This window comes from Variovorax sp. GW822-FHT04E09, assembly GCF_058800845.1.
Map to the genome: position 1 here is coordinate 349098 of NZ_JBXAMR010000004.1, position 19282 is coordinate 368379.

At 67.2% G+C, this 19282-nt stretch carries 21 protein-coding genes; 10 read left to right on the plus strand and 11 right to left on the minus strand.

Features of this window, described 5'->3' with window-relative positions:
- Window positions 1–17: 17 nt before the first annotated feature.
- From fliM to AC1RL8_RS18660, 7 genes are all read left to right on the plus strand, one after another.
- Window positions 18–1019 carry a flagellar motor switch protein FliM gene (fliM, locus tag AC1RL8_RS18630; protein WP_062469328.1) on the plus strand — a complete coding sequence of 334 codons (1002 nt, stop codon included), beginning with the start codon at window positions 18–20 and terminating at the stop codon, window positions 1017–1019.
- A complete protein-coding gene (gene fliN, locus AC1RL8_RS18635) occupies window positions 1012–1440 on the plus strand; it encodes a flagellar motor switch protein FliN (protein WP_062469325.1) in 429 nt (142 codons plus the stop codon). Before fliM ends, fliN begins: the two co-directional genes overlap by 8 nt.
- The gene (gene fliO / locus AC1RL8_RS18640; protein ID WP_492685884.1) at window positions 1437–1919 is read left to right on the plus strand and encodes a flagellar biosynthetic protein FliO; all 483 of its coding nucleotides are present in this window, start codon (window positions 1437–1439) and stop codon (window positions 1917–1919) included. Before fliN ends, fliO begins: the two co-directional genes overlap by 4 nt.
- Window positions 1916–2674 carry a flagellar type III secretion system pore protein FliP gene (fliP, locus tag AC1RL8_RS18645; RefSeq protein WP_492685883.1) on the plus strand — a complete coding sequence of 253 codons (759 nt, stop codon included), beginning with the start codon at window positions 1916–1918 and terminating at the stop codon, window positions 2672–2674. Before fliO ends, fliP begins: the two co-directional genes overlap by 4 nt.
- Complete coding sequence (fliQ, locus tag AC1RL8_RS18650) at window positions 2671–2940, plus strand: flagellar biosynthesis protein FliQ (protein WP_062469313.1); 270 nt, start codon at window positions 2671–2673, stop codon at window positions 2938–2940. Before fliP ends, fliQ begins: the two co-directional genes overlap by 4 nt.
- Window positions 2937–3734: a flagellar biosynthetic protein FliR gene (fliR, locus tag AC1RL8_RS18655; protein ID WP_492685882.1), complete on the plus strand. Its 798-nt coding sequence runs from the start codon at window positions 2937–2939 to the stop codon at window positions 3732–3734. The genes fliQ and fliR overlap by 4 nt, the downstream gene beginning before the upstream one ends.
- A gap of 110 nt (window positions 3735–3844) precedes the next feature.
- Window positions 3845–4726 (plus strand): hypothetical protein, encoded by an 882-nt coding sequence (locus AC1RL8_RS18660; RefSeq protein WP_492685881.1) that lies wholly within the window; start codon window positions 3845–3847, stop codon window positions 4724–4726.
- Window positions 4727–4765: 39 nt separating this feature from the next.
- On the opposite strand, the gene AC1RL8_RS18665 is transcribed toward AC1RL8_RS18660, so the two are convergent.
- Together AC1RL8_RS18665 and AC1RL8_RS18670 are read right to left on the minus strand one after the other, a co-directional pair.
- Complete coding sequence (locus tag AC1RL8_RS18665) at window positions 4766–5560, minus strand: LytR/AlgR family response regulator transcription factor (RefSeq protein ID WP_492685880.1); 795 nt, start codon at window positions 5558–5560, stop codon at window positions 4766–4768.
- Window positions 5557–6612, minus strand: a complete 1056-nt coding sequence (locus AC1RL8_RS18670) for a sensor histidine kinase (RefSeq protein ID WP_492685879.1) — start codon at window positions 6610–6612, stop codon at window positions 5557–5559. The genes AC1RL8_RS18665 and AC1RL8_RS18670 overlap by 4 nt, the downstream gene beginning before the upstream one ends.
- A gap of 238 nt (window positions 6613–6850) precedes the next feature.
- Between AC1RL8_RS18670 and AC1RL8_RS18675 the strand changes: the two genes are divergently transcribed.
- Window positions 6851–8035, plus strand: a complete 1185-nt coding sequence (locus tag AC1RL8_RS18675; protein WP_492685878.1) for an alpha/beta fold hydrolase — start codon at window positions 6851–6853, stop codon at window positions 8033–8035.
- Window positions 8036–8170: 135 nt separating this feature from the next.
- Here AC1RL8_RS18675 and AC1RL8_RS18680 read toward each other — a convergent pair whose 3' ends face one another.
- The gene (locus AC1RL8_RS18680) at window positions 8171–8548 is read right to left on the minus strand and encodes a tautomerase family protein (RefSeq protein WP_492685877.1); all 378 of its coding nucleotides are present in this window, start codon (window positions 8546–8548) and stop codon (window positions 8171–8173) included.
- 82 nt (window positions 8549–8630) lie between these two features.
- Here AC1RL8_RS18680 and AC1RL8_RS18685 point away from each other — a divergent pair, with 82 nt between their 5' ends.
- A complete protein-coding gene (locus tag AC1RL8_RS18685; protein ID WP_070061544.1) occupies window positions 8631–9488 on the plus strand; it encodes a LysR family transcriptional regulator in 858 nt (285 codons plus the stop codon).
- A 10-nt stretch (window positions 9489–9498) separates the two neighbouring features.
- Here AC1RL8_RS18685 and AC1RL8_RS18690 read toward each other — a convergent pair whose 3' ends face one another.
- A complete protein-coding gene (locus AC1RL8_RS18690; protein WP_492685876.1) occupies window positions 9499–10101 on the minus strand; it encodes an SMI1/KNR4 family protein in 603 nt (200 codons plus the stop codon).
- Window positions 10102–10166: 65 nt separating this feature from the next.
- Window positions 10167–10703 carry a GNAT family N-acetyltransferase gene (locus tag AC1RL8_RS18695; protein ID WP_492685875.1) on the minus strand — a complete coding sequence of 179 codons (537 nt, stop codon included), beginning with the start codon at window positions 10701–10703 and terminating at the stop codon, window positions 10167–10169.
- A gap of 104 nt (window positions 10704–10807) precedes the next feature.
- Here AC1RL8_RS18695 and kdsA point away from each other — a divergent pair, with 104 nt between their 5' ends.
- Window positions 10808–11659, plus strand: a complete 852-nt coding sequence (gene kdsA / locus AC1RL8_RS18700; RefSeq protein WP_492685874.1) for a 3-deoxy-8-phosphooctulonate synthase — start codon at window positions 10808–10810, stop codon at window positions 11657–11659.
- 23 nt (window positions 11660–11682) lie between these two features.
- On the opposite strand, the gene AC1RL8_RS18705 is transcribed toward kdsA, so the two are convergent.
- The 6 genes from AC1RL8_RS18705 to AC1RL8_RS18730 all read right to left on the minus strand — a co-directional run bounded on the left by AC1RL8_RS18705 (window position 11683) and on the right by AC1RL8_RS18730 (window position 19275).
- Window positions 11683–12741: a hypothetical protein gene (locus tag AC1RL8_RS18705; protein ID WP_492685873.1), complete on the minus strand. Its 1059-nt coding sequence runs from the start codon at window positions 12739–12741 to the stop codon at window positions 11683–11685.
- 184 nt (window positions 12742–12925) lie between these two features.
- Window positions 12926–13549: a pentapeptide repeat-containing protein gene (locus AC1RL8_RS18710; protein ID WP_492685872.1), complete on the minus strand. Its 624-nt coding sequence runs from the start codon at window positions 13547–13549 to the stop codon at window positions 12926–12928.
- Between the two features lie 148 nt (window positions 13550–13697).
- The gene (gene flgL, locus AC1RL8_RS18715) at window positions 13698–14909 is read right to left on the minus strand and encodes a flagellar hook-associated protein FlgL (RefSeq protein WP_492685871.1); all 1212 of its coding nucleotides are present in this window, start codon (window positions 14907–14909) and stop codon (window positions 13698–13700) included.
- 34 nt (window positions 14910–14943) lie between these two features.
- Entirely contained in the window at window positions 14944–16896 is a 1953-nt protein-coding gene (gene flgK / locus AC1RL8_RS18720) for a flagellar hook-associated protein FlgK (protein WP_492685870.1), read from the minus strand.
- Window positions 16897–17021: 125 nt separating this feature from the next.
- Entirely contained in the window at window positions 17022–18740 is a 1719-nt protein-coding gene (locus tag AC1RL8_RS18725; RefSeq protein WP_492685869.1) for a methyl-accepting chemotaxis protein, read from the minus strand.
- A 10-nt stretch (window positions 18741–18750) separates the two neighbouring features.
- Window positions 18751–19275, minus strand: a complete 525-nt coding sequence (locus AC1RL8_RS18730) for a chemotaxis protein CheW (protein ID WP_492685868.1) — start codon at window positions 19273–19275, stop codon at window positions 18751–18753.
- Window positions 19276–19282 lie beyond the last annotated feature (7 nt).

The following is a 19282-nucleotide window of genomic DNA, read 5'->3' on the forward strand; positions in this document are numbered from 1 at the left end:
TTGCGGACCCGCGATCCATGGCGTATGAACAGGTGCTTTCCCAGGACGAGGTCGATGCGCTGCTGCAAGGCGTCACCGGCGGCGACCTCGACCAGGCCGCCGCGCCCGCGCCGCCGCCCGACGGCCTGCCGGCCTACGACCTCGGCGCGCCCGACCGCGTGGTGCGCAACCGCATGCACACGCTGGAGGTCATCAACGACCGCTTTGCGCGCGGCCTGCGCAGCGCGCTGCTGAACTTCATGCGCCGCAGCCCCGACATCTCGGTGGGGCCGGTGCAGATCCAGCAGTTCGGCGAATTCGTGCGGCACCTGCCGGTGCCCGCGAACATCAACATGGTCCACATGAAGCCACTGCGCGGCACCGCCCTCTTCGTGTTCGACCCGAAGCTGGTGTTCCTCGTGGTGGACAACCTGTTCGGCAGCGACGGTCGCTACCACGTGCGCGTGGAAGGGCGCGACTTCACGCGCACCGAGCAGCGCATCATCAAGCGCCTGCTCGACCTGTCGCTGCAGTGCTACGGCGACGCGTGGCAGCCGGTGTTTCCGCTGGCCTTCGACTACGTGCGCGCCGAGATGCACGGCAAGCTCGCCAACATCGTGGCGCCCAACGAGGTGGTGATCAACACCACGCTGCAGATCGAGTTCGGCCCCATCGGCGGCTTTTTGCATGTGTGCCTGCCCTACTCGATGATCGAGCCGATCCGCGACCTGCTGTCCAACCCGATCCAGGACGAGGTCGAGGTCGACAAGCGCTGGGTCACGCAGATGTCGCGCCAGATGCAGGCCGCCGACGTCGAGCTCACCGCCGACTTCGTGACCATGCCCTCGACGCTGGGCGAGGTGATGAAGCTGCGCGTGGGCGACGTGATTCCCATCGAGCTGCCGGCGACGGTGGTCGCCAAGGTCGGCGGCGTGCCCGTGATGGCCTGCGGCTACGGCACCTCCAACGAGCGCTACGCCCTGCGCGTGCAACACATGATCTCCCACCAAGACAGCGATTCGAAGAACGACCATGACTGACAACACCTCTGCCGCCAGCGACGCGGACGACTGGGCCAGCGCACTGGCCGAGCAGACCGCGGCCAGCGCGCCCGCGCCCGACCCGGCCGTGGCTCCCGCAACGGCGCAGGTCTTCCAGCAGATCCAGGATGCACCGGCTGCATCGTCCGCCACGCCCGTGGACATCGCGCGCGTGCTCGACGTGCCCGTGCAGCTCACCGCCGAGATCGGCCGCACGCGCATCACCATCAAGAACCTGCTGCAGCTGTCGCAGGGCTCGGTGGTGGAGCTCGACGGCCTGGCCGGCCAGCCGCTGGACGTGCTGATCAACGGCTACCTCATTGCGCAGGGCGAGGTGGTAGTGGTGAACGAGAAGTACGGCATCCGCCTGACCGACATCGTCACGCCCTCCGAGCGCATGCAGAAGCTCGCGCGCGCATGAACCTGGCGCGGGTGTCTTCGCTGCTCGCGCGGGGCGCCGCTCTGCTCGCACTGGGCTTTCATGCAGCGCATGCGGCGCTGCCCACCGTGCCCACGCCGGTGCGCGAAGCCGCGCCTCCCGCTGCGGTCGGCGGCGCGGGCTTGCTGCAGGCGGGCTTCGGCATGGCGGCAGTCGTCGGCCTGATCTTCCTGTGCGCGTGGCTGGCGCGGCGCTTCGGCTTGCAGCGGCTGGGCGGCGGCCAGGTCGTGAAGGTGGTGTCCACCGCCATGGTCGGCCCGCGCGAGCGCGTGGTCGTGGTGGACGTGGCCGGCCAGTGGCTGGTGCTGGGCGTCACCAGCAGCCAGGTCCGCACGCTGCACACGCTGCCGGCCCAGGCAACGCCTGCGGCAGTCACACCCATGTCGCCACAGAACCCGGTGGGCCTGTTCGCCCAGAAGCTGCGCGATTCCCTCGCGGGCAAAACGCGCACCGCCCCATGACGCGCCCTGCCCTGCACCGCGGCCTGCGCACCGCTTTGCTGCTGCTCGCCGCCACGCTGCCCGCCGCCGCGTGGACCCAAGGGCTGCCCGGCCTCACGAGCACGCCGGGCCCCGGCGGCAGCCAGACCTGGTCGCTGAGCGTGCAGACGCTGGTGCTGCTGACCTCTCTCACCTTCCTGCCCGCGCTGCTGCTGTCGATGACCAGCTTCACGCGCATCCTCATCGTGCTGGGCCTGCTGCGCACCGCCATCGGCACGCAGACCTCGCCGCCCAACCAGATCCTGGTGGGACTGTCGCTGTTCCTCACCTTCTTCGTGATGTCGCCGGTGTTCGACAAGGCCTACACCGAGGCCTACGTGCCCTTCTCCGAAAGCAAGCTCAGCGCCGAGAAAGCGCTGGAGCGCGGCATCGCGCCCTTCAAGACCTTCATGCTCAGGCAGACGCGCGAGACCGACCTGGCCCTGTTCGCGCGGCTCGCCAAGGCGCCCGAGATGCAGGGGCCCGAAGACGTGCCGCTGCGCATCCTGCTGCCGGCCTTCGTCATCAGCGAGCTGAAGACGGCGTTCCAGATCGGCTTCACCATCTTCATTCCCTTTCTCATCATCGACCTCGTGGTGGCGAGCGTGCTGATGTCGATGGGCATGATGATGGTGCCGCCCGCGTCCATCGCGCTGCCCTTCAAGCTCATGCTGTTCGTGCTGGCCGACGGCTGGCAGCTGCTGATCGGCGCGCTCTCGCAGAGCTTCTACTTATGACGCCCGAATCCGTCATGACCATGGGCCACCGGGCCATGGAAATCTCGCTGCTGCTGGGTGCGCCGCTGCTGCTGGTGGCGCTGGTGATCGGCCTGGTGGTCAGCATCTTCCAGGCGGCCACGCAGATCAACGAGGCCACGCTGTCCTTCATTCCCAAGCTGCTCGCAGTGTTCGCGACGCTGGTCATCGCCGGGCCATGGATGCTCGACCGCATGCTCGACTACATGCGCGCCCTGTTCGCCAGCATCCCGCAGATGCTGGCGTGACGCCCTCGGTTTTCTCCGTCACCTCGGGCCAGCTCGAGGCCTGGCTGGTGGCCTTCCTCTGGCCCTTCGTTCGCATGCTGGCCATGGTCTCCACGGCGCCGGTGTTCGGCGAGCCCTGGGCGACGCGGCAGGTGAAGGTGGGCATCGCCGCCGTGCTGACGCTGGTGATCTCTCCCACGATCGGGCCGCTGCCCGCAGTGCCCGTGGTGTCGGCGGGCGGTTTCTGGATCCTCGTGCAGCAGGTGCTGATCGGCGCCGCCATGGGCTTCTCGATGCGGCTGGTGTTCACGGCCGTGCTGGCCGCGGGCGAGTACATCGGCCTGCAGATGGGCCTGTCGTTCGCATCGTTCTTCGACCCCATGAGCCACGGCAGCACGATGGTGGTGTCGCGGTTGCTGAACATGCTGGCGATGCTGATCTTCATGGCGCTGGACGGCCACCTGCTCATGCTGGAGGCGCTGGCCGCGAGCTTTCACACGCTGCCCATCGCCGACGCACCGCTCGCGGCCGGCGGCTGGATGTTCCTGGTGCTGACGGGCGGCGACATCTTCGCGAGCGGCCTGCTGCTGGCGCTGCCGCTGATCACCGCACTGCTCACGCTCAACCTCGCCATGGGCATCCTGAACCGCGCCTCGCCGCAGTTCAGCATCTTCGCGGTGGGTTTTCCGCTCACGCTGCTGGCGGGGCTGGTGATGCTGCAGCTGCTGATGCCGCACCTGGCGGCGTTCCTGGAGCCGCGGTTTGCGGAGTCGCTCTCGAACATGCTGCGGTTCACGCAGGGGCTGCGGCACTGAGGGGTGAAGGGCTGCTTGCGGCCAGTCGGCTGGTTTGAAGGACAGCAGGGTCACGGGATGGCGCGCCGCTCCCACTAAGATGATTCCGGCCGCAACACGGAAGGTCGCGCATGTCACACCCCATTTATCTGTCCAGCTCCTCCCTGCCCCGGATGCCGGAAGGCAGCCGCAACGAATGGCGCAGTTTCTTCGGCCATGGCACGGAGCTGGAGGCCAACGCGTTCTTCCCGCTGTTCTGGCGGGCACTCTTCAGCACCAGCGACATCCGGTACGCGCGCTTCATCGACGAATACGACATCGACGACGAAGCCTCGGCCGTCGACCGCGAGGAATGCCTGGAGGATTTCGGCGCCGACGCGACCTATCCCTACCTCGTCATTGACAAGGCCGCAGCGGTTGCGCGGTTGACGACACGGCGTGAAGCGATCCTCGGCGCCGTCGGAGAACGCTACCGCCCGATCTACGCGTCCTTTGAAGCACTGATTGCGCAGCACTTCGGGGACTATCTCCTGCTGCGCACTTCCGGCCTGCCAGATGCGGCCGACGCCGAGCCATGGCTGCGCGCCGATCTTGGGGACATCGACGGTCTCCACGACAGCAAGGCGCTCGAAAGCCTGATGTCGGATCTTGCGAGGCACGACGCGGACCCGGTCTGGACCTTGAGCGGCCTCGCGTCATCCAGCGATGGCGCCTGGCCCACGCGGGCGGTGCGAGAACACTTCCCCGACCCGCGACAACGGAAGGCCCGCAGATCGCCGACGACAACACAGCAGATCGACGAACACGATCGCGCGTTCGCGGAACCCAAGGCGCACGCTGCCAAGAGCTGGCTCGACCCCGCCCTGGAATGGCTGGGCGCCTTCGTAGCGGCGGGTGCGGCCTTGGGCGCCTATTACTTCACCCAATCCACCTGGCTGGCCGTGCTGGCCTTCTTGTGCGTCGCAGTGGCATTGGGCTTCGGCATCGCGAGGCTGCGCGCCCCGAGACGATGACCCCGGCCCTGGCCCAGGCCATCCACGAGCCCGCTGCCGCTACATCGCGCGGAACAGGTGCCCGAACGCACGGCTGACCTTGAGCGATCGCGCCAGGCCCCGCACCGACAAGCTATAGCGCCCGTTCTCGTCGCGGGTGGCACTCACGATGCTGTGGGTGTTGACGAGCACGCCGCGATGCACCTGCGTGAAGTCGGTGGCGTCGATCCGCGACACCAGATCGCGCAGGCTCATGCGCACCAACGCCTCGCCCTGGGCCGTGACGACATTGACGTACTTCTCGGCGGCTTCCAGGCAGATCACCTCCGAGACCGGAATCATCCGCACGGTGTTGCCGACGCCGGCGCGGATGACCTTGATCTTTTCGGGCGCGTCGGCCGGATCGGTGATCGACTGCACGCGCTCCATCAGGGCCGCCATGCCACCGGCCGCCGGTGTCCGGGCGCGCTCGTGCAACCTGTGCTTCAGGCGTTGCACGCAGACCTGCAGGCGTTCGAGCGTCGCCGGCTTGAGCATGTAGTCCATCGCCGCATGCTCGAACGCCGAGATCGCAAAATTGTCGTACGCGGTGATGAAGACGAAGAGCGGTTCGGCCTGGTCGTCGGGCCACTCGTCAGCGACGGCCTCGGCGACTTCCAGGCCTGTCTTGCCCGGCATCTTGATGTCCAGGAACATCACGTCGGGCGCCAGGGTCTGTGCCAGCTCGATCGCCTTCAGGCCATCGTCGGCGACGCCCACGATCTCCAGCTCGGGCCAGGCTTCGTGCAACAAGCGCTGCAGTGTTCTGGACAGCACCGGTTCGTCTTCGGCAATCACGCCGCGCCACGCGCTCACGATGGAATCCTCACGACCGCGCGCACGCCGCACGGCGATCGCGCTTGCAGAGACAGGGACGCACGCAAGCCATAGCGAGTCTGGAGGCGGTCACGCACATTCTTCAGTCCGGCCCCGCAGACCTCGTCGCCCCCCGAAGCGGGCAGGTGCGGCGACAAGCCCAGGCCGGAATCGTCCACCGCGACCTCGATGCCGCCCTCGATCGAACGTGCCAGCACTTCGACGCCACCAGCGCCCAACTTCGGCTCCAGGCCGTGCCTGATGGCGTTCTCGACCAGCGGCTGCAACAGCATCGGCGGGATGGCGATCCGCTCCAGCTCGGCGGGCAAGTCGAGCCGATAGGCCAGCCTGGGCCCCATGCGCAAGGACATGATGTCGAGGTACGCCCTCAGCTGGGCGAACTCCGACTGCAGCGTCGTCACCTCGTCGCGTGACGCGGCATGCGTGCTGCGCAGGTAGACGATCAGCTGGTCGATCATGCGCTCGGCCTGTCGCGGGTCTTCGCTGACGAGCGAGCGCAGAGTCGCCAGCGTGTTGAACAGCATGTGAGGCTCGAGTTGCGCGCGCAGCAGCCGCAGTTCCGATTCGGTGGCCAGGCGCTGGGCGTCGGATCGGGCGACCGCCTCCTTGGCAAGCTGGTCACGCGTCGCGGCGACGTAGAGGACGAACACGGCCAGCACCAGGCCGAAGGCGAGCGCCACCATGTAGTCGCTGTCATGGCCCACGACGCGGCCGATCGGTTCGCCCAGGATCAGGAGCGCGACCAGGTGACCGCCGAAGTACCCCGTCGGGATGGCGATCGCGCCGGTCAGAAGCCAACGGGGCAGCGCCTGCATTCGCCGCAGTCGTCCAAAGCGGCCCAGCACCGCGACGCACGCAACGAACACCATGCCGACACATTCGACGAAGACGAACAGGCGCGCCGGTGTTTCGAGTGCAGGAGCAGCCCAGAAGAGCAGCCCGGCCGCGATCGCGCACAGCAGGAACGCGCCGGCCGTCAGCCGCGCTGCGCCCAGCCATCGGGCGGGAATCGGTGAATCAACGCGGATCACGGGTGGCCGTCGGCTGCATGCATCGCGCCACTGTAGAGGTTGGCACGCCATGCCGCCACCGATCGAGGGCTCGTGGGGGCGAGTTTGTCCTCGAGCCGTCGTTTGAGGGGACCGAACGGCGACCGCTCGATGCCGCCTCACGACCGTTGGCACCCTCGGTTGGACGTTTGGGCGCCAAACCGGATGCGCGCCCGGCTGCGGCCGCCGACAGTGCGGGCCTCACCACCCGGGAGTCCCCATGCAACGATCTTCTTCTCTTTCGAACACGCTGCTTTGCGCCGCGGCCGCCGTCTGTGCGGCCCTCGTCACGACGAACGCACAGGCCTTCGACGGCATCGTGGAAAAGCAGGTGTTCAACCTGCCCACCTACACGACCGTGAACGGCCAGGTCATCAAGGGCGTGCGCATCGGCTATGAAACCTATGGCCGCCTGAATGCGGCGCGAGACAACGTGATCCTCATCAATCACTTCATCACCGGCACCTCGCACGCCGCCGGCCGGTATGCGGCGAGCGACGCCGCGCCGGGTTACTGGGACACGATCATCGGCGCCGGCCTGCCGATCGACACCGATCGGTTCTTCGTCATCGCGACCGACGCGTTGGCCAACCCCAATCGCGCATCGGCCACCGTCGTCAGCACCGGCCCGGCCAGCATCGACGCTGCCACCGGCAAACCGTATGGTCCGCGCTTCCCGGTGCTGGCTGCGCGGGACACGGTGGAGGTGCAGAAGGCCCTGCTCGATGCGTTGGGCATTCGAACCCTTTACGCCGTGGCCGGCGCGTCGGCCGGCGCCTGGATGTCGGTGGAATGGGCCTCGGCCTACCCGGAGCGCGTGCAACGCCTGGTGTCCATCGTGGGACCTGGCGTCGACAGCCCGGCCTACGCCATCGCCAAGATGAGCTCGTGGGGCGCGGCCGTGCGGCTGGACCCGAACTGGGCCCACGGCGACTACCACGGCAAGGCCGAGCCGCTGGCCGGCATGACGCAGGCCATGCGGCTGGTCACGCTCGACGCGCTCAGCTTCGCCTGGGCCGACAAGGCGTTCGGCCAGAAGTGGGCCGACCCGGGCAAGAACCCCGGCGAAGCGGCCGCGAACCAGTTTGCGGTCGATGCCACCCTCGAGAAGATCGGCGAAGCGCGTGCCAAGGGCATGGACGCCAACAGCTGGCTGTACACGCTGAAGGCCTTGCAGTTGCCCAGCGCCAAACCAGAACGCATCAAGGCCAGGTCGCTGTTCGTGGGCATCAGCTCGGACCAGATCTTTCCGCCGCTCCTGTCCCAACGCGCCGTGGAGATCCTCAAGGCGCAAGGCACGCCGGCAGAGTATGTCGAGATGAACAGTCCCAATGGCCACGCCGATGCACTGGGTGCCACCATCGGCCTGGCCGGGCCGGCGATTGCGTCGCTCCTGGCGAAGTAGGCGCGCGGTCTGTGGCGTTGTCAGCAAGCGTCAGGTCGGGAAGAGGAAGCCGGCCTCTTTCAAATTCCGTCCACCAGTTTTCTGGAATCGCGCGATGGATGCAGGCTTTCCTTTGGAGGCTGAAGGAGCCATTCCTCAGGCAAATTGCGCCAGCCCATGCCCGACGGACCAGTTCTCCTTGGGGGCATCGGCAATGGTCACAAAGACGTCCTCCGGACGTATCCCTGGACTCTCGGCCAGCAGCTGCGCAATGCGCTGGAACAGCGCCTTCTTCTGCTGCGCGGTGCGCGTGTTGAAAACGGTGATCTGGATGTACAGGAGATCGTCGCTGCGCGCGACGCCAAAGGCGCCTCCATATCGGAAGTTGGCGGCCTCGTGCTCGGTGATCGTCATGAACTGGTCGTCTTGCGGCACGTTCAACGTGTCACGCAGGGCGCGATAGAGGCTGTCGAAGATCGCCTGCCGGTAGGCCTCGGGCTTTCCCGCGCGCATCGAGATGTGAATGGTGGGCATCGCTACTCCGGTCATCTTGGAACAGCGGATGTTATGTATTCGGATTTGCTATTGATACTTATCTCAATAACAATCTTTTGTCATGACTGATCGCCCGCTGGATCTCGACGCCGTTCAGGCCTTCGTTCGCATCACCGAGCTGGGCAGCTTCACGCGCGCCGCAGAAGTCATGCAGACCACGCAGGCAGGGATCAGCCTGAAACTGAAACGCCTCGAAGACAGGCTGGGCTGCCGGCTCCTGGAGCGAACACCCCGGCACGTGGAACTGTCGGCGCGCGGTGCCGCCTTCCTCGGACATGCCCGGGAACTCCTGGCAGTCCACGATCGCACGCTGGCGGCCTTTGCGAGTGCCCGCCAGCGACTGACCATCGGCATCAGCGACCACGTGGCAGGCCCGGAGTTGCCCGCGCTGATCGCCCGCATGAACGCGCAAGACGCGCAGTTGCTGATCGATATCCGGATCGGCTCGTCGGGCGATCTGCTCCAGAGCTACGACCGACGCGAACTCGACACGGTCATCGTCCGGCTGCACGCCGGACGCACGGACGGGAAGCTTCTGACGCAGGAGCGCTTCGGCTGGTTCGCTGCCGCAGGCTGGCAGCATCGCGTGGGTGAGCCGCTGCCGCTGGCCACGATGGCGCAGCCCTGCGGCGTGCGCGCGCTGGCGGAGCAGCTCCTGGACACGGCCGGCATCCCGTGGACCGAAGTCTTTGTGGGGGGCGGCGTCGCGGCCGTGGCGGCGGCGGTGATGGCCGGCCTGGGCGTCGCGGCGTTGGCGCCGCGCATGCTGCCCCTGGGCTGCGTCGACGTGGGCCCCAAGCTGGGTCTGCCCGACCTGCCGCGCCTGCCGGTCCTGCTGCACTCCCGGGTCCGGGAGGCTCGGGCGCGTGAGGCCGTGGACGCACTGTCTGCGGCGTTCAGGAGCGTGGCGAGAAACTGATCCGACTGCGTCAGGGCGCGCGCTCGTCCACCACGAAGCCCCAGAAATCGTCGTCGCAGTGGATGCAATGGTCCAGGAAGGATTGCATGTCGCTGGCGTGGAACCACACCAGGCCCTGCGCCTCGTCGCACAGCGCATCGGCCTGCGCATCGAGGCTGAGCGATGGGAGGTGGGCCAGTTCCATGTCGGCCAGGAACTCCTGCGTGTCCAGCTTGCCTGCAAAGAGGTCGTGGTCGAGGCTGGCGATCCGGCCTTTGTGCCGGCCGTGCAGCACCTCCACGAACGGGTTGCCCGCCGGGTCGCTGCCGATGTCCAGAAACCAGGCGGCCAGCAGGCTCTCGGCCTGCAACGTCTCCAGGTCGCAGTGGGGGTCCGATGCGCCGAAGCTGTTGAGCACCCGGAAGTTGGCGTGCGAGGCGCTGCTCGCCGTACCGTCTGGCTGCACATAGGCCGCGATGTCGCCGGCCTGTTCCATCTCGTACAGCGAGAAGCCGTTCTGGGTTCGCAGGAAGGTGGCGTAGGCGTCGGAGAAACCGAGGCGGCGCTGCAGCGCTTCGACCGCCTGCGCCGATGCCGCTGCGCGGCCAAAGGGATTGGGGAAAAGTACTTTCATGGCGTTCGCTGCAGCCTAACGCGGATCACGGCGCACCGGCCCCGCGCCGGGTTCGTGCACCGCCCTTATCGGCCAGGCAGGCTCAGGCCGTAGATCAGCATGTCCTCGAAGACGCCCCGGTGGTTCACATGCGTCACCAGGCGCCCCTCCGGGAGGAACCCGGCCTTCTGCATGACGCGCTCGGAGCCGATGTTGCGCGGCAGGCAGCTGCAGACGATGCGGCTGATGCCGAGCTCGCCGTGTGCGTAGCGGATCACGGCGCCGACCGCTTCGGAGCAGATGCCGCTCGACCAATGCGCGAAGGCGACCCAGTAGCCCAGCTCGGCGCGGCGATGAAGCGTGGACATGTGGGCCAGCTGCACCGCGCCCAGCAGCTCGCCCGTGTCGGCGCTGGTCACGGCATAGATGACGTCGGTTCCCGCGCGGAATGCGGGAGCGTGCGAGGCGATCCATTCGCTGGCCACGCCATCCGGATACGGGTGGGGCACGTGCGCGGTCGGCTCGGCGACGCGCACATCGCCTGCGATGCGTTGCACGTCATCGGCGTCGTCGGGATCGAACGGGCGCAGGACGAGACGGGAGGTTCGGAGCTGAGGTTGCATGGCGGGGTTCGGGTTCAACGTCGCTGGCGTGGCCAGGGGCCCATTCTGGGCCAGGAGCCGAACCGCGAGAATGCGGGGCAACAGACACTTCAGAGGAGCTCGCCTTGACCACCGTCGCCATCACCCCCGCCATCACCGTCAGCAACAGCAGTGCCTTTGTCCTGTTCGGCGGCGTGAACGTCCTCGAGTCGAAAGACATGGCCCTGCGTGCCGCGGAAGAGTACGTGCGGGTCACGCAGAAGCTCGGCATTCCCTATGTCTTCAAGGCGAGCTTCGACAAGGCCAATCGCTCGTCCATCCACTCCTACCGGGGCCCTGGCCTGGAAGAGGGCCTGAAGATCTTCGAGGCCGTCAAGGCGGCGTTCGGCGTGCCCGTTCTCACCGACGTGCACGAGCCCTGGCAGGCGAAACCCGTCGCCGAAGTGGTGGACGTCCTGCAACTGCCCGCGTTTCTCGCCCGCCAGACCGACCTGGTCGTCGCGCTCGCCCAAACCGGCAAAGTCATCAACGTCAAGAAGCCCCAGTTCCTGAGCCCGACGCAGGTGCTCAACATCGTGGAGAAGCTCAAGGAGGCGGGGAATTCTTCCGTCATCCTGTGCGACCGTGGCACCTGCTTCGGCTACGACAACCTGGTGGTGGACATGCTCGGCTTCGGCACCATGAAGAAGGTCACCGGGGACCTGCCGGTCATCTTCGACGTGACGCATTCACTCCAGCAACGCGAGGCCAACGCCATCGCCTCGGGCGGGCGGCGCGAGCAGGTGGCCGAGCTGGCGCGCGCGGGCCTCGCAGTAGGCCTGGCAGGCCTCTTTCTCGAAGCGCATCCCGACCCGGCACAGGCCAAGTGCGACGGCCCCAGCGCCCTGCCGCTGGACCAGCTGGAGCCTTTCCTCACGCAGCTGAAGGCGTTGGACGACCTGGTGAAGTCGTTCGCGCCCTTGCACATCCGCGCCTGAACAGGACGCGCCCGCACGGGCCTCTAGCGGCTGTCGAGCCGGGCCTTCATGTAGCAGGCCCGCAGAAGCGCCTGTTCGCGATGGGGATCGTGCAGGCCATTGCCCATCGGCCGGGTCCGGCTCGCCGCCTCCTGCAGCGCCCCGGCGTGGTACTCGGCCAGCGACTGGGGCGGAACGGCCAGCGCGCCTGCGGCGTATTCGACCCTGGCTTTTTCCGTCATCCAGCCCTGCACCCGCTCGCGAGACCCTGTGTGCGTGCGGCGGTAGTAGCGGTCGGCCTCCACCTCCGATTGATAGAAGGTGTCGATGGCGGTCCGCAGGGCGTCCGAGCAGCGCGACATCAGCATGTCCACGGAGGGTTCGCTGCGCGAGGAGGCTCTCGCCGCGGGGACGCTGCCCGCCTGGACCGTCGGGCGTTCCGGCGCCGCGGCCTCGTTCGGCATGGCGGCCGAGTCGCAGTTCCTGGCGCCCGAATGCCTGCATTCGGAGACGAGCCGCACGTACTCCTGCTGATAGACCTTGCGCGTGGCCGCGCGGTCTTCGGGTGTCAGGTTGCCGCAGCTGCGATCGAGGTACTCGATCATCGTGTAGTTGTGGACCCGGTCCGCGCCGGGGCCCGAGGCCTGCGTGGCGCGTTGCTGCAGCGCCTTGCATTCTTCAGATGAGGCGCGCGTTCGCTGCGAGGGCGCAGGATTCGCGGCCTTCGCCTCCTTCTCGGAGAAGCAGTACCCCCGGTAGCCCCGCCCTTCCACGTACCGCCAGCGGCCCGTGCCCCGGTGCTTGGTCGAGCAGGCCCACCAGTGCACGGTGCCGTGCAGGAGGTTGCCCTCCTTCTTGCCGGGGCCCAGCGTGCTGAGTCCGCCGTTGGGACACTGGAAGGCCTCGGAGCTGTCGAAGAAGTGCTTGGTCTGCCGCGGGTTCTCGACGCAGAAGCCGACGTCGACGCTGTAGTTGCACTGGTTGAAAAGCGTGCTGTCCTTGCCGATGACGCAATGGCTGTCGGTGCCGTCGTTCGCAGCCAGGGCGGGCAAGGCCGTGCCCAGCAGGAAGACGCTCAGGGCCAGGGTGCGAACGATCGGCATGCTTTTCTCCTCCAGGATGGCGCCTGAATCTAGCCGGACGATTCGCAAACGAAATACCACTTTTGTGGGAGGCCACGGGAACCGGTGGCCCGCCTCGCAAAACGCAGGTGGAGAAGCAATCACGCGCCAACGGCAGGCAGCTTGCTTCCTGCCTCGTGTTCATCGCACCCGCGCTGTCTCGTTTCTATTCCTCCGGCCTGACGTCCATTCCCAGCGCCTCGGCGATGGTCAAGGCTTGCACGGCGGTGATAACTGCGCCTTGGAGCTGCACGTGCTGCGGTTCGAGTGCGCTCAGGTCACTGCCGCGCAGGTCGCAGCGCGAGAGGTTGGCGCTGTGCAGCCAGGCCCCCGACAGATCGACATCGCGAAGAACGCCGCCGTCGCACCGAGCGCCCGTGAGGTCGACCTCGCGCATCCGTGTGCCATGGAATGACGCCTTGCGCAGGTCGGCCCCCGGCAGACCGGCAAACGACCAGTCGCCGCCGACCGCCTTCATCACCTCGAACATGCAGCCATCGAACATGCTGCCGATGAACTTGCAATCGATGAAGCTGGCGTCGAAGAACTTGCAGGCGACAAACGTGCAATTGACGAAAGCCGCATCCGTGTGGACCGACGAATTGAAGCGCGCGCTCCGGAACGTGCAGTCGGTGAACACCGAGCCGGTGTTCCTGGCCTCCGTGAGGTCGAGATCGCTGAACAGGACGGCGGTGTAGGTTTGCCGGTCGATGTCCTTGCCGTACCAGCGCTCTCCAGCCAGCGTGGTCTGGGTCGCAGGTGCCGGTGCCCCATATGCACGTTCGGCCATGGATCGATTCTCCGAGGAAGGTGGGGGTGGTGCGCGGCTGCCAGGCGGACGACCGACGGCAGCCAGCCGACGCATTCTGCCCGCGTCCATCGCGACGATCGGCTTTCCCCCTCCAGTGGCCAGCACGCAGCCGCTGGCCACCCCACCCTCACAGGTAGTTGAAAAGCGAAATGCTGTTCAACTTGGCAAACGTCATCTGCGTCGCCTGCAGCGACGACTGCCGCTGATAGAACTCGGAAATCGCCGTGTACGGATCGAGGTCTTCGATCGAGGACAGGTAGCTTTCTTCCTGCAGCTTGTTCATCGCACCGGCACTGTCGAGCGCCTGCAGCTCGACCTGGCGCGAGCCCACCGACGACAGCACGGTGAGCACGTTGTCGTGCGCGTTCGTGACCTTCACATTGGCGGTGCTCAACGCATTGCGCAGCTGCGCCTGGGCCGCCGCGCCGCCGCCGTTGAGCGGTGCGCGCAGCGCTGTCACCAGCTCACCCAGGGCCGCGAAGATGTCGGTGCCGGCGTTCTGCGCGGTCGACACGTCGAAGCTGTCGCCGTTGGCCGGCGTGCCGCTGATGGCGATCTGCACGCCGCCGAATGAGATCGGGGTGCCGGCGGTGAAGGCGCCGCTCGCGGCCACCACGGGCGGCGTGTCCTTGGTCGTCACCGTGTAGTCGGTGCCGGTGAAGCGGATCGTGAAATCCTTGCCGTAGTTCGGTGCGGTGGCGTCGGTGATGCTCACCGCGCCGAACACGCCGGAGCCGGTGTTGGCGGGCGAGCCCGAGGTCACGTAGCCCGCACCGCCCTGCACCGACTGGAAGATGCTGCGGCCATCGTCCGAGGTCGACATCTGGCGCGCCACGTCGATCTGCATCAGCCGCTCGCCCTGGTCGCCCACGTACTGCACGCCGCCGCCGGCAGCCATCACGAAGGGCGGGCTGCCGCTCTTGAAGCCGGCGAACAGGTACTGGCCGCTGCCGTTGTCGCTGTTGGCCACGCCCACGAGCTGCTCCAGGCTGCTCTGGATGGCGGTGGCGAGCGAGGCGCGGTCGGCGTCCGAGAGGCCGCCGCCGCCGGCCTGCACGACCAGCGTCTTCACGTTCTGCAAGATCGCCGTCACCGAATTGAGCGCATTCTCTTCGGTCGACAGCGCCAGCGCCGCGCGCTGGCGGCTGGTGGTGAACTGGGCGCCCTCCGCCAGCGTCTGGCTCACGCCGAGCGCGCGCGCCGCGCCCACGGGGTCGTCGCCGGCCGTCAGGAACTTGGAGTTGGTCGCCAGCTGCTGCTGGACCTTGAACAGCTTCTGCTGCTGCAGGCCCATCGACTGCAGGCTCTGTTCGTAGAAGGATTGGGTGCTGATGCGCATCGCGGGTCCTGAAATCTGTGCGGGGGGTGAACGATCAGCTGCGGATGCCGAGGATGGCGTCGAACATGGCCGACGCGGTCTGGATCACCTTGGCGTTGGCCTGGTACATCTGCTGGAACATCAGCAGGTTGCCGGTTTCCTCGTCCTGCACCACGCCCGAAATCGCGCGCTGGCTGGCCTTGATCTGGCCGGTCACGCTGTCCTGCGTGACGGCGGCCACCTTGATCGACATGGCGCGGTTGCCGACGTCGCTCACCAGCTGCGAGTAGGCGCCGTTGAAGGTCGCGGTGCCGTTCGACATGGTGGTCTTGCGCTGCAGCGCGCCCAGCAGCAGCGCGTTGCCGCCGTCGGAGACGCCGCCGGTGTTCTTGCCGATGGTGAAGGTGTCGCCCTGCGCGGGCGCGCCCGTCATGGCCACGGTGATGCCGTCGAAGCTCATCTTCGAGCCCGCCGTGTAGGGCACGGGCGTGCCGGCCGGGTAGCTGGTGGCGGTGCCGTCGGCACGTGTGACGGTCACGGCCGAGCCGGCCGGAAAGCCCGACAGCGTGCCGGTGCCCGCGTTGAAGCTCAGCGTGACGTTGCCGGCCAGCGGCGAGCCCGGGTAGGCCGCATCGACGGTGGCCGCGCCCAGCGCGCCGCTGCCCTTGTTGCCCGCGGTGTTGCCGGTGATCACGGGCGAGGCGGCGGCCACCTTGGCCGGGTCGCGCACCAGCACCTCGAGGTCGCGCGCGCCGGTGCGCGTGGGCTGCACCAGGAACGAGTCGCCGGCCTGCGCCGTGCCGCTCGCGGCCGTGAGGCTCACGCCGTCGAAGCTGATCGGGAAGGTGGTGAAGCTGCCCATCGGCGTCTTGTCCGAGAGCCGCGTGACCGTGTAGGTGAGCGTGCCCGCCACGTCGGTCACGCTGACGTTGTAGTCGCTCGTGGTGAGCTTGGACGCATCGGTCAGCGTGGCGCCGAGCTCGAGGTTGCCGCTGTTGCCTGCATTGGCGATCGTGCCCGGCACGGCCTGCGAGAAGAAGTTCTGGCCCAGCGCGCCGTTCAGGTCCACGCCCAGCTTGTGCTGCGCGTTCACCGCGTCGGCCACCGACATGGCGAGCCGGCCGATGGCGTTCTGCGTGGGGATCAGCGTGTCCTTGCGAAAGGCCATGAGGCCGCCGAGCACGCCGCCGGTGAAGGCGCTGTCGTCCAGCTCGACGGTGTTGCCGGCAAAGCCCGAGAGCGCCACCACCTGGCGCGTGGGGTCGGCCGACGACGTCACCGCCGCCATCTTGGACGCGTGGTCGCCCACCACCAGCGACTGGCCGGTGGCGATGAACACGTTGTACTTGCCGTCGTCCTGCTGCAGCACGCGCACGTCGACCACCTGGCTCAGCTCGCTCACGAGCTGGTCGCGCTGGTCGAGCAGGTCGTTCGGTGCCTGGCCGCCGGCCACCGCGCTCATCTGGCTGATCTGCTGGTTCAGGCTGGCGATCTTGGCGGCGTAGGTGTTGATCTGGCTCACGCTGCCCACGATCTGCTCGTTGACCGAGGTGTTCAGGTCCGACAGGTACTGGTCGGTCGCGCGGAACTTGCTGGCCAGCGACTGCGCCGCGCTGATCATCTGCTGGCGCGCCGCCGGGTCGGCCGGCGTGTTGGCCACGCCCTGCACGCTGGTGAAGAAGCTCTGCATCAGCGGCGCGATGCCCGAGGTCTTGTCGGCCAGCAGCTGGTCGATGCGGTTGACCTGCACGCCGTTGGTGGCCAGCGCGGCCGACTGCGACTGCGCGGTGGCCAGCTGCGCCGTGAGGTAGCGGTCGTAGCTGCGCGACACGGTCGTCACGTTGGCGCCCGAGCCGATGAAGCCCGAGCCGCTGGCAATGCCGCCCGCGGAGGCGATCTGCGCGATCTGGCGGCTGTAGCCGGCCGTGTACACGTTGGCGGTGTTGTGGGCCGTGGTCATCAGCGCGGTGCGGGCGACCGCGAGGCCGCTCAGACCTGTGTAGAACATGCTTCCGGACATAAGGCTTTACCTGTCAAAGGGGTGTGGGGGAGCGGCATCACGCGCGATGCCGCTCGCTGGTTATCGGCAGCGCGCGCCCGAAGTTGAGGGCGCGCGGTGTCATGCCGTCTTTCTCAGAACTCCGACCAGTCGCCCTTGGCGTCGCCGGCCATGGCGAGCTGCGGTGCGCCGGTGGGTTCACGGCGCGTGGGCAGCGCCTTGGCGCGCGGCTTGGGCGCCGGCTTCGGCGGCTTGGGGATTGGCGTGATGCGCGTGAAGCTGGCGCGGGTCGTTGCGACCGCGTTCGCGTCGAGCTTGAAGACGCTCACGGCCTGCACGAGGGCGCCGGCCTGTTCCTGCAGCGACTGCGCGGCGGCCGAGGCTTCCTCGACCAGCGCCGCGTTCTGCTGCGTCACCTGGTCCATCTGCGTGATCGCCTGGTTGATCTGCTCGATGCCGGAGGTCTGTTCCTGGCTCGCGGCGGTGATCTCGCCCATGATGTCCGTCACGCGCTTCACGCTGCCGACGATCTCTTCCATCGTGCGGCCGGCTTCGGCGACCTGCTTGCTGCCTTCTTCGACCTTTTCCACCGAGTCGCCGATGAGGGTCTTGATTTCCTTGGCGGCGGCGGCGGAGCGTTGGGCCAAGCTGCGGACTTCGGAGGCAACGACCGCAAAGCCGCGACCTTGCTCACCCGCACGGGCTGCTTCAACCGCTGCATTCAACGCCAGGATGTTGGTCTGGAATGCAATGCCATCGATCACACCAATGATGTCGACGATCTTCTTGGACGAAGCGTTGATCGAACCCATCGTGTCCACGACCTGCGACACGACCGCGCCGCCCTTCACTGCGACTTCCGAAGCGGAGACCGCCAGCTGGTTCGCCTGCCGCGCGTTGTCCGCGTTCTGCTTCACCGTCGAAGTCAGCTCTTCCATCGACGCCGCCGTCTGCTCCAGTGAACTCGCCTGCTCTTCCGTGCGCGACGACAGGTCCTGGTTGCCCGAGGCGATCTGCCCCGAGGCCGTGGCAATGGTCTCCGTGCCCGTGCGCACCTCGCCCACCACCTTCGCCAGGTTGGCGTTCATGTCCTTCAGCGCCTGCATCAGCTGGCCCGTCTCGTCGCGGCTGTCCACGCGGATGTTCGCGCTCAGGTCGCCGGCGGCCACCGTCTCGGCCACGCCCACGGCCTTGGCCAGCGGGCGCACGATGCTGCGCGAGATGAAGAAGGCGAACAGGCCGCCCAGCAGCACCGTGAGCGCCGTCAGCAGCAGCCGCAGGTTGAAGCTCTTCGCATTCGCCGCGTCGATGGCGTGGCTCATGTCGTCGATGGCGCGGCGCTCGATGGCCAGCAGTTCGAGCACGCGGTTCTCGTACGCCTTGGCGGCCGGCTGGAACGACAGCTGGTAGGCGCGCACGGTCTCGACCGTGTTGCCGCTGGCCTTGGCGCGGGTCACCTCGTCCTTGGCGGCCTGGTACTTGGCGCGCAGCTCGACGATGGACTTGTAGGTCGATTTTTCTTCGTCGGTGACCAGCAGCGCCTCGACCTTGGCCATGGTCTCGCTGCCCTTCTTCACACTCTCGGAGATCACGTCGGCGAAGAGCATCGGCAGCGCCTCGTCGGTGGTGCGCGCGATCATCGAGGTGCGCGCGATGGCCGAGTAGGTCAGCACGTACCAGTCGGAAATGAGCCGCTCCTTGGCCAGCGGGCTCTGCATCATGATGCGCGTGGCTTCGGCGTTCCTGTGCGCCGACATCAGCCCCACCGCGCTGGAGATGAGCGTCAGCCCCAGCACGATGGCGAAGGCAAGGGTCAGGCGGGTGCCGATGCGAAGGTTCGAAAAGAATGTCATGGGGTGGTCCTCAAACGGTGGCGGCGGCTTCGATGAGGCCCATTTCTTCGCTGGACATCAGCCGGTCGATGTCCACCAGGATCAGCATGCGTTCGTCCAGCGTGCCCAGGCCGATCAGGTAGTCGGTGTCGAGCACCGAGCCCATCTCGGGCGCCGGCTTGATCTGCTCGGCCGTGAGCGTGATCACGTCGGACACGCTGTCCACCACCATGCCCACCACGCGGCCCGCGATGTTCAGCACGATCACCACCGTGAACTGGTCGTAGGTGGGCGCGCCCAGCTCGAACTTGATGCGCATGTCGATGATCGGCACGATGATGCCGCGCAGGTTGACCACGCCCTTGATGTAGTCCGGCGCGTTCGCGATGCGTGTCACGGCGTCGTAGCCGCGCAGCTCCTGCACCTTCTGGATGTCGATGCCGTATTCCTCGTCGCCGAGCTTGAAGGTCACGACCTCCAGGCGGTTGGCCACGGTGGACGCGGACGGCGCCGCGCCATTCGATCGCGGCGATGTGTCTCTGGTGTTGTTCAACATGTGTTCT

Bases quoted from the DNA above. Each gene is read 5' to 3' on its own strand.
- fliM (WP_062469328.1), top strand. From the start codon at position 18: ATGGCGTATGAACAGGTGCTTTCCCAGGACGAGGTCGATGCGCTGCTG.
- AC1RL8_RS18685 (WP_070061544.1), top strand. From the start codon at position 8,631: ATGACTGATCGCCCGCTGGATCTCGACGCCGTTCAGGCCTTCGTTCGC.
- AC1RL8_RS18725 (WP_492685869.1), bottom strand. From the start codon at position 18,740: ATGACATTCTTTTCGAACCTTCGCATCGGCACCCGCCTGACCCTTGCC.
- AC1RL8_RS18695 (WP_492685875.1), bottom strand. From the start codon at position 10,703: ATGCAACCTCAGCTCCGAACCTCCCGTCTCGTCCTGCGCCCGTTCGAT.
- flgL (WP_492685871.1), bottom strand. From the start codon at position 14,909: ATGCGCATCAGCACCCAATCCTTCTACGAACAGAGCCTGCAGTCGATG.
- fliO (WP_492685884.1), top strand. From the start codon at position 1,437: ATGAACCTGGCGCGGGTGTCTTCGCTGCTCGCGCGGGGCGCCGCTCTG.
- AC1RL8_RS18710 (WP_492685872.1), bottom strand. From the start codon at position 13,549: ATGGCCGAACGTGCATATGGGGCACCGGCACCTGCGACCCAGACCACG.
- AC1RL8_RS18705 (WP_492685873.1), bottom strand. From the start codon at position 12,741: ATGCCGATCGTTCGCACCCTGGCCCTGAGCGTCTTCCTGCTGGGCACG.
- fliP (WP_492685883.1), top strand. From the start codon at position 1,916: ATGACGCGCCCTGCCCTGCACCGCGGCCTGCGCACCGCTTTGCTGCTG.
- flgK (WP_492685870.1), bottom strand. From the start codon at position 16,896: ATGTTCTACACAGGTCTGAGCGGCCTCGCGGTCGCCCGCACCGCGCTG.
- AC1RL8_RS18680 (WP_492685877.1), bottom strand. From the start codon at position 8,548: ATGCCCACCATTCACATCTCGATGCGCGCGGGAAAGCCCGAGGCCTAC.
- AC1RL8_RS18690 (WP_492685876.1), bottom strand. From the start codon at position 10,101: ATGAAAGTACTTTTCCCCAATCCCTTTGGCCGCGCAGCGGCATCGGCG.
- fliQ (WP_062469313.1), top strand. From the start codon at position 2,671: ATGACGCCCGAATCCGTCATGACCATGGGCCACCGGGCCATGGAAATC.
- AC1RL8_RS18660 (WP_492685881.1), top strand. From the start codon at position 3,845: ATGTCACACCCCATTTATCTGTCCAGCTCCTCCCTGCCCCGGATGCCG.
- AC1RL8_RS18675 (WP_492685878.1), top strand. From the start codon at position 6,851: ATGCAACGATCTTCTTCTCTTTCGAACACGCTGCTTTGCGCCGCGGCC.
- AC1RL8_RS18730 (WP_492685868.1), bottom strand. From the start codon at position 19,275: ATGTTGAACAACACCAGAGACACATCGCCGCGATCGAATGGCGCGGCG.
- fliN (WP_062469325.1), top strand. From the start codon at position 1,012: ATGACTGACAACACCTCTGCCGCCAGCGACGCGGACGACTGGGCCAGC.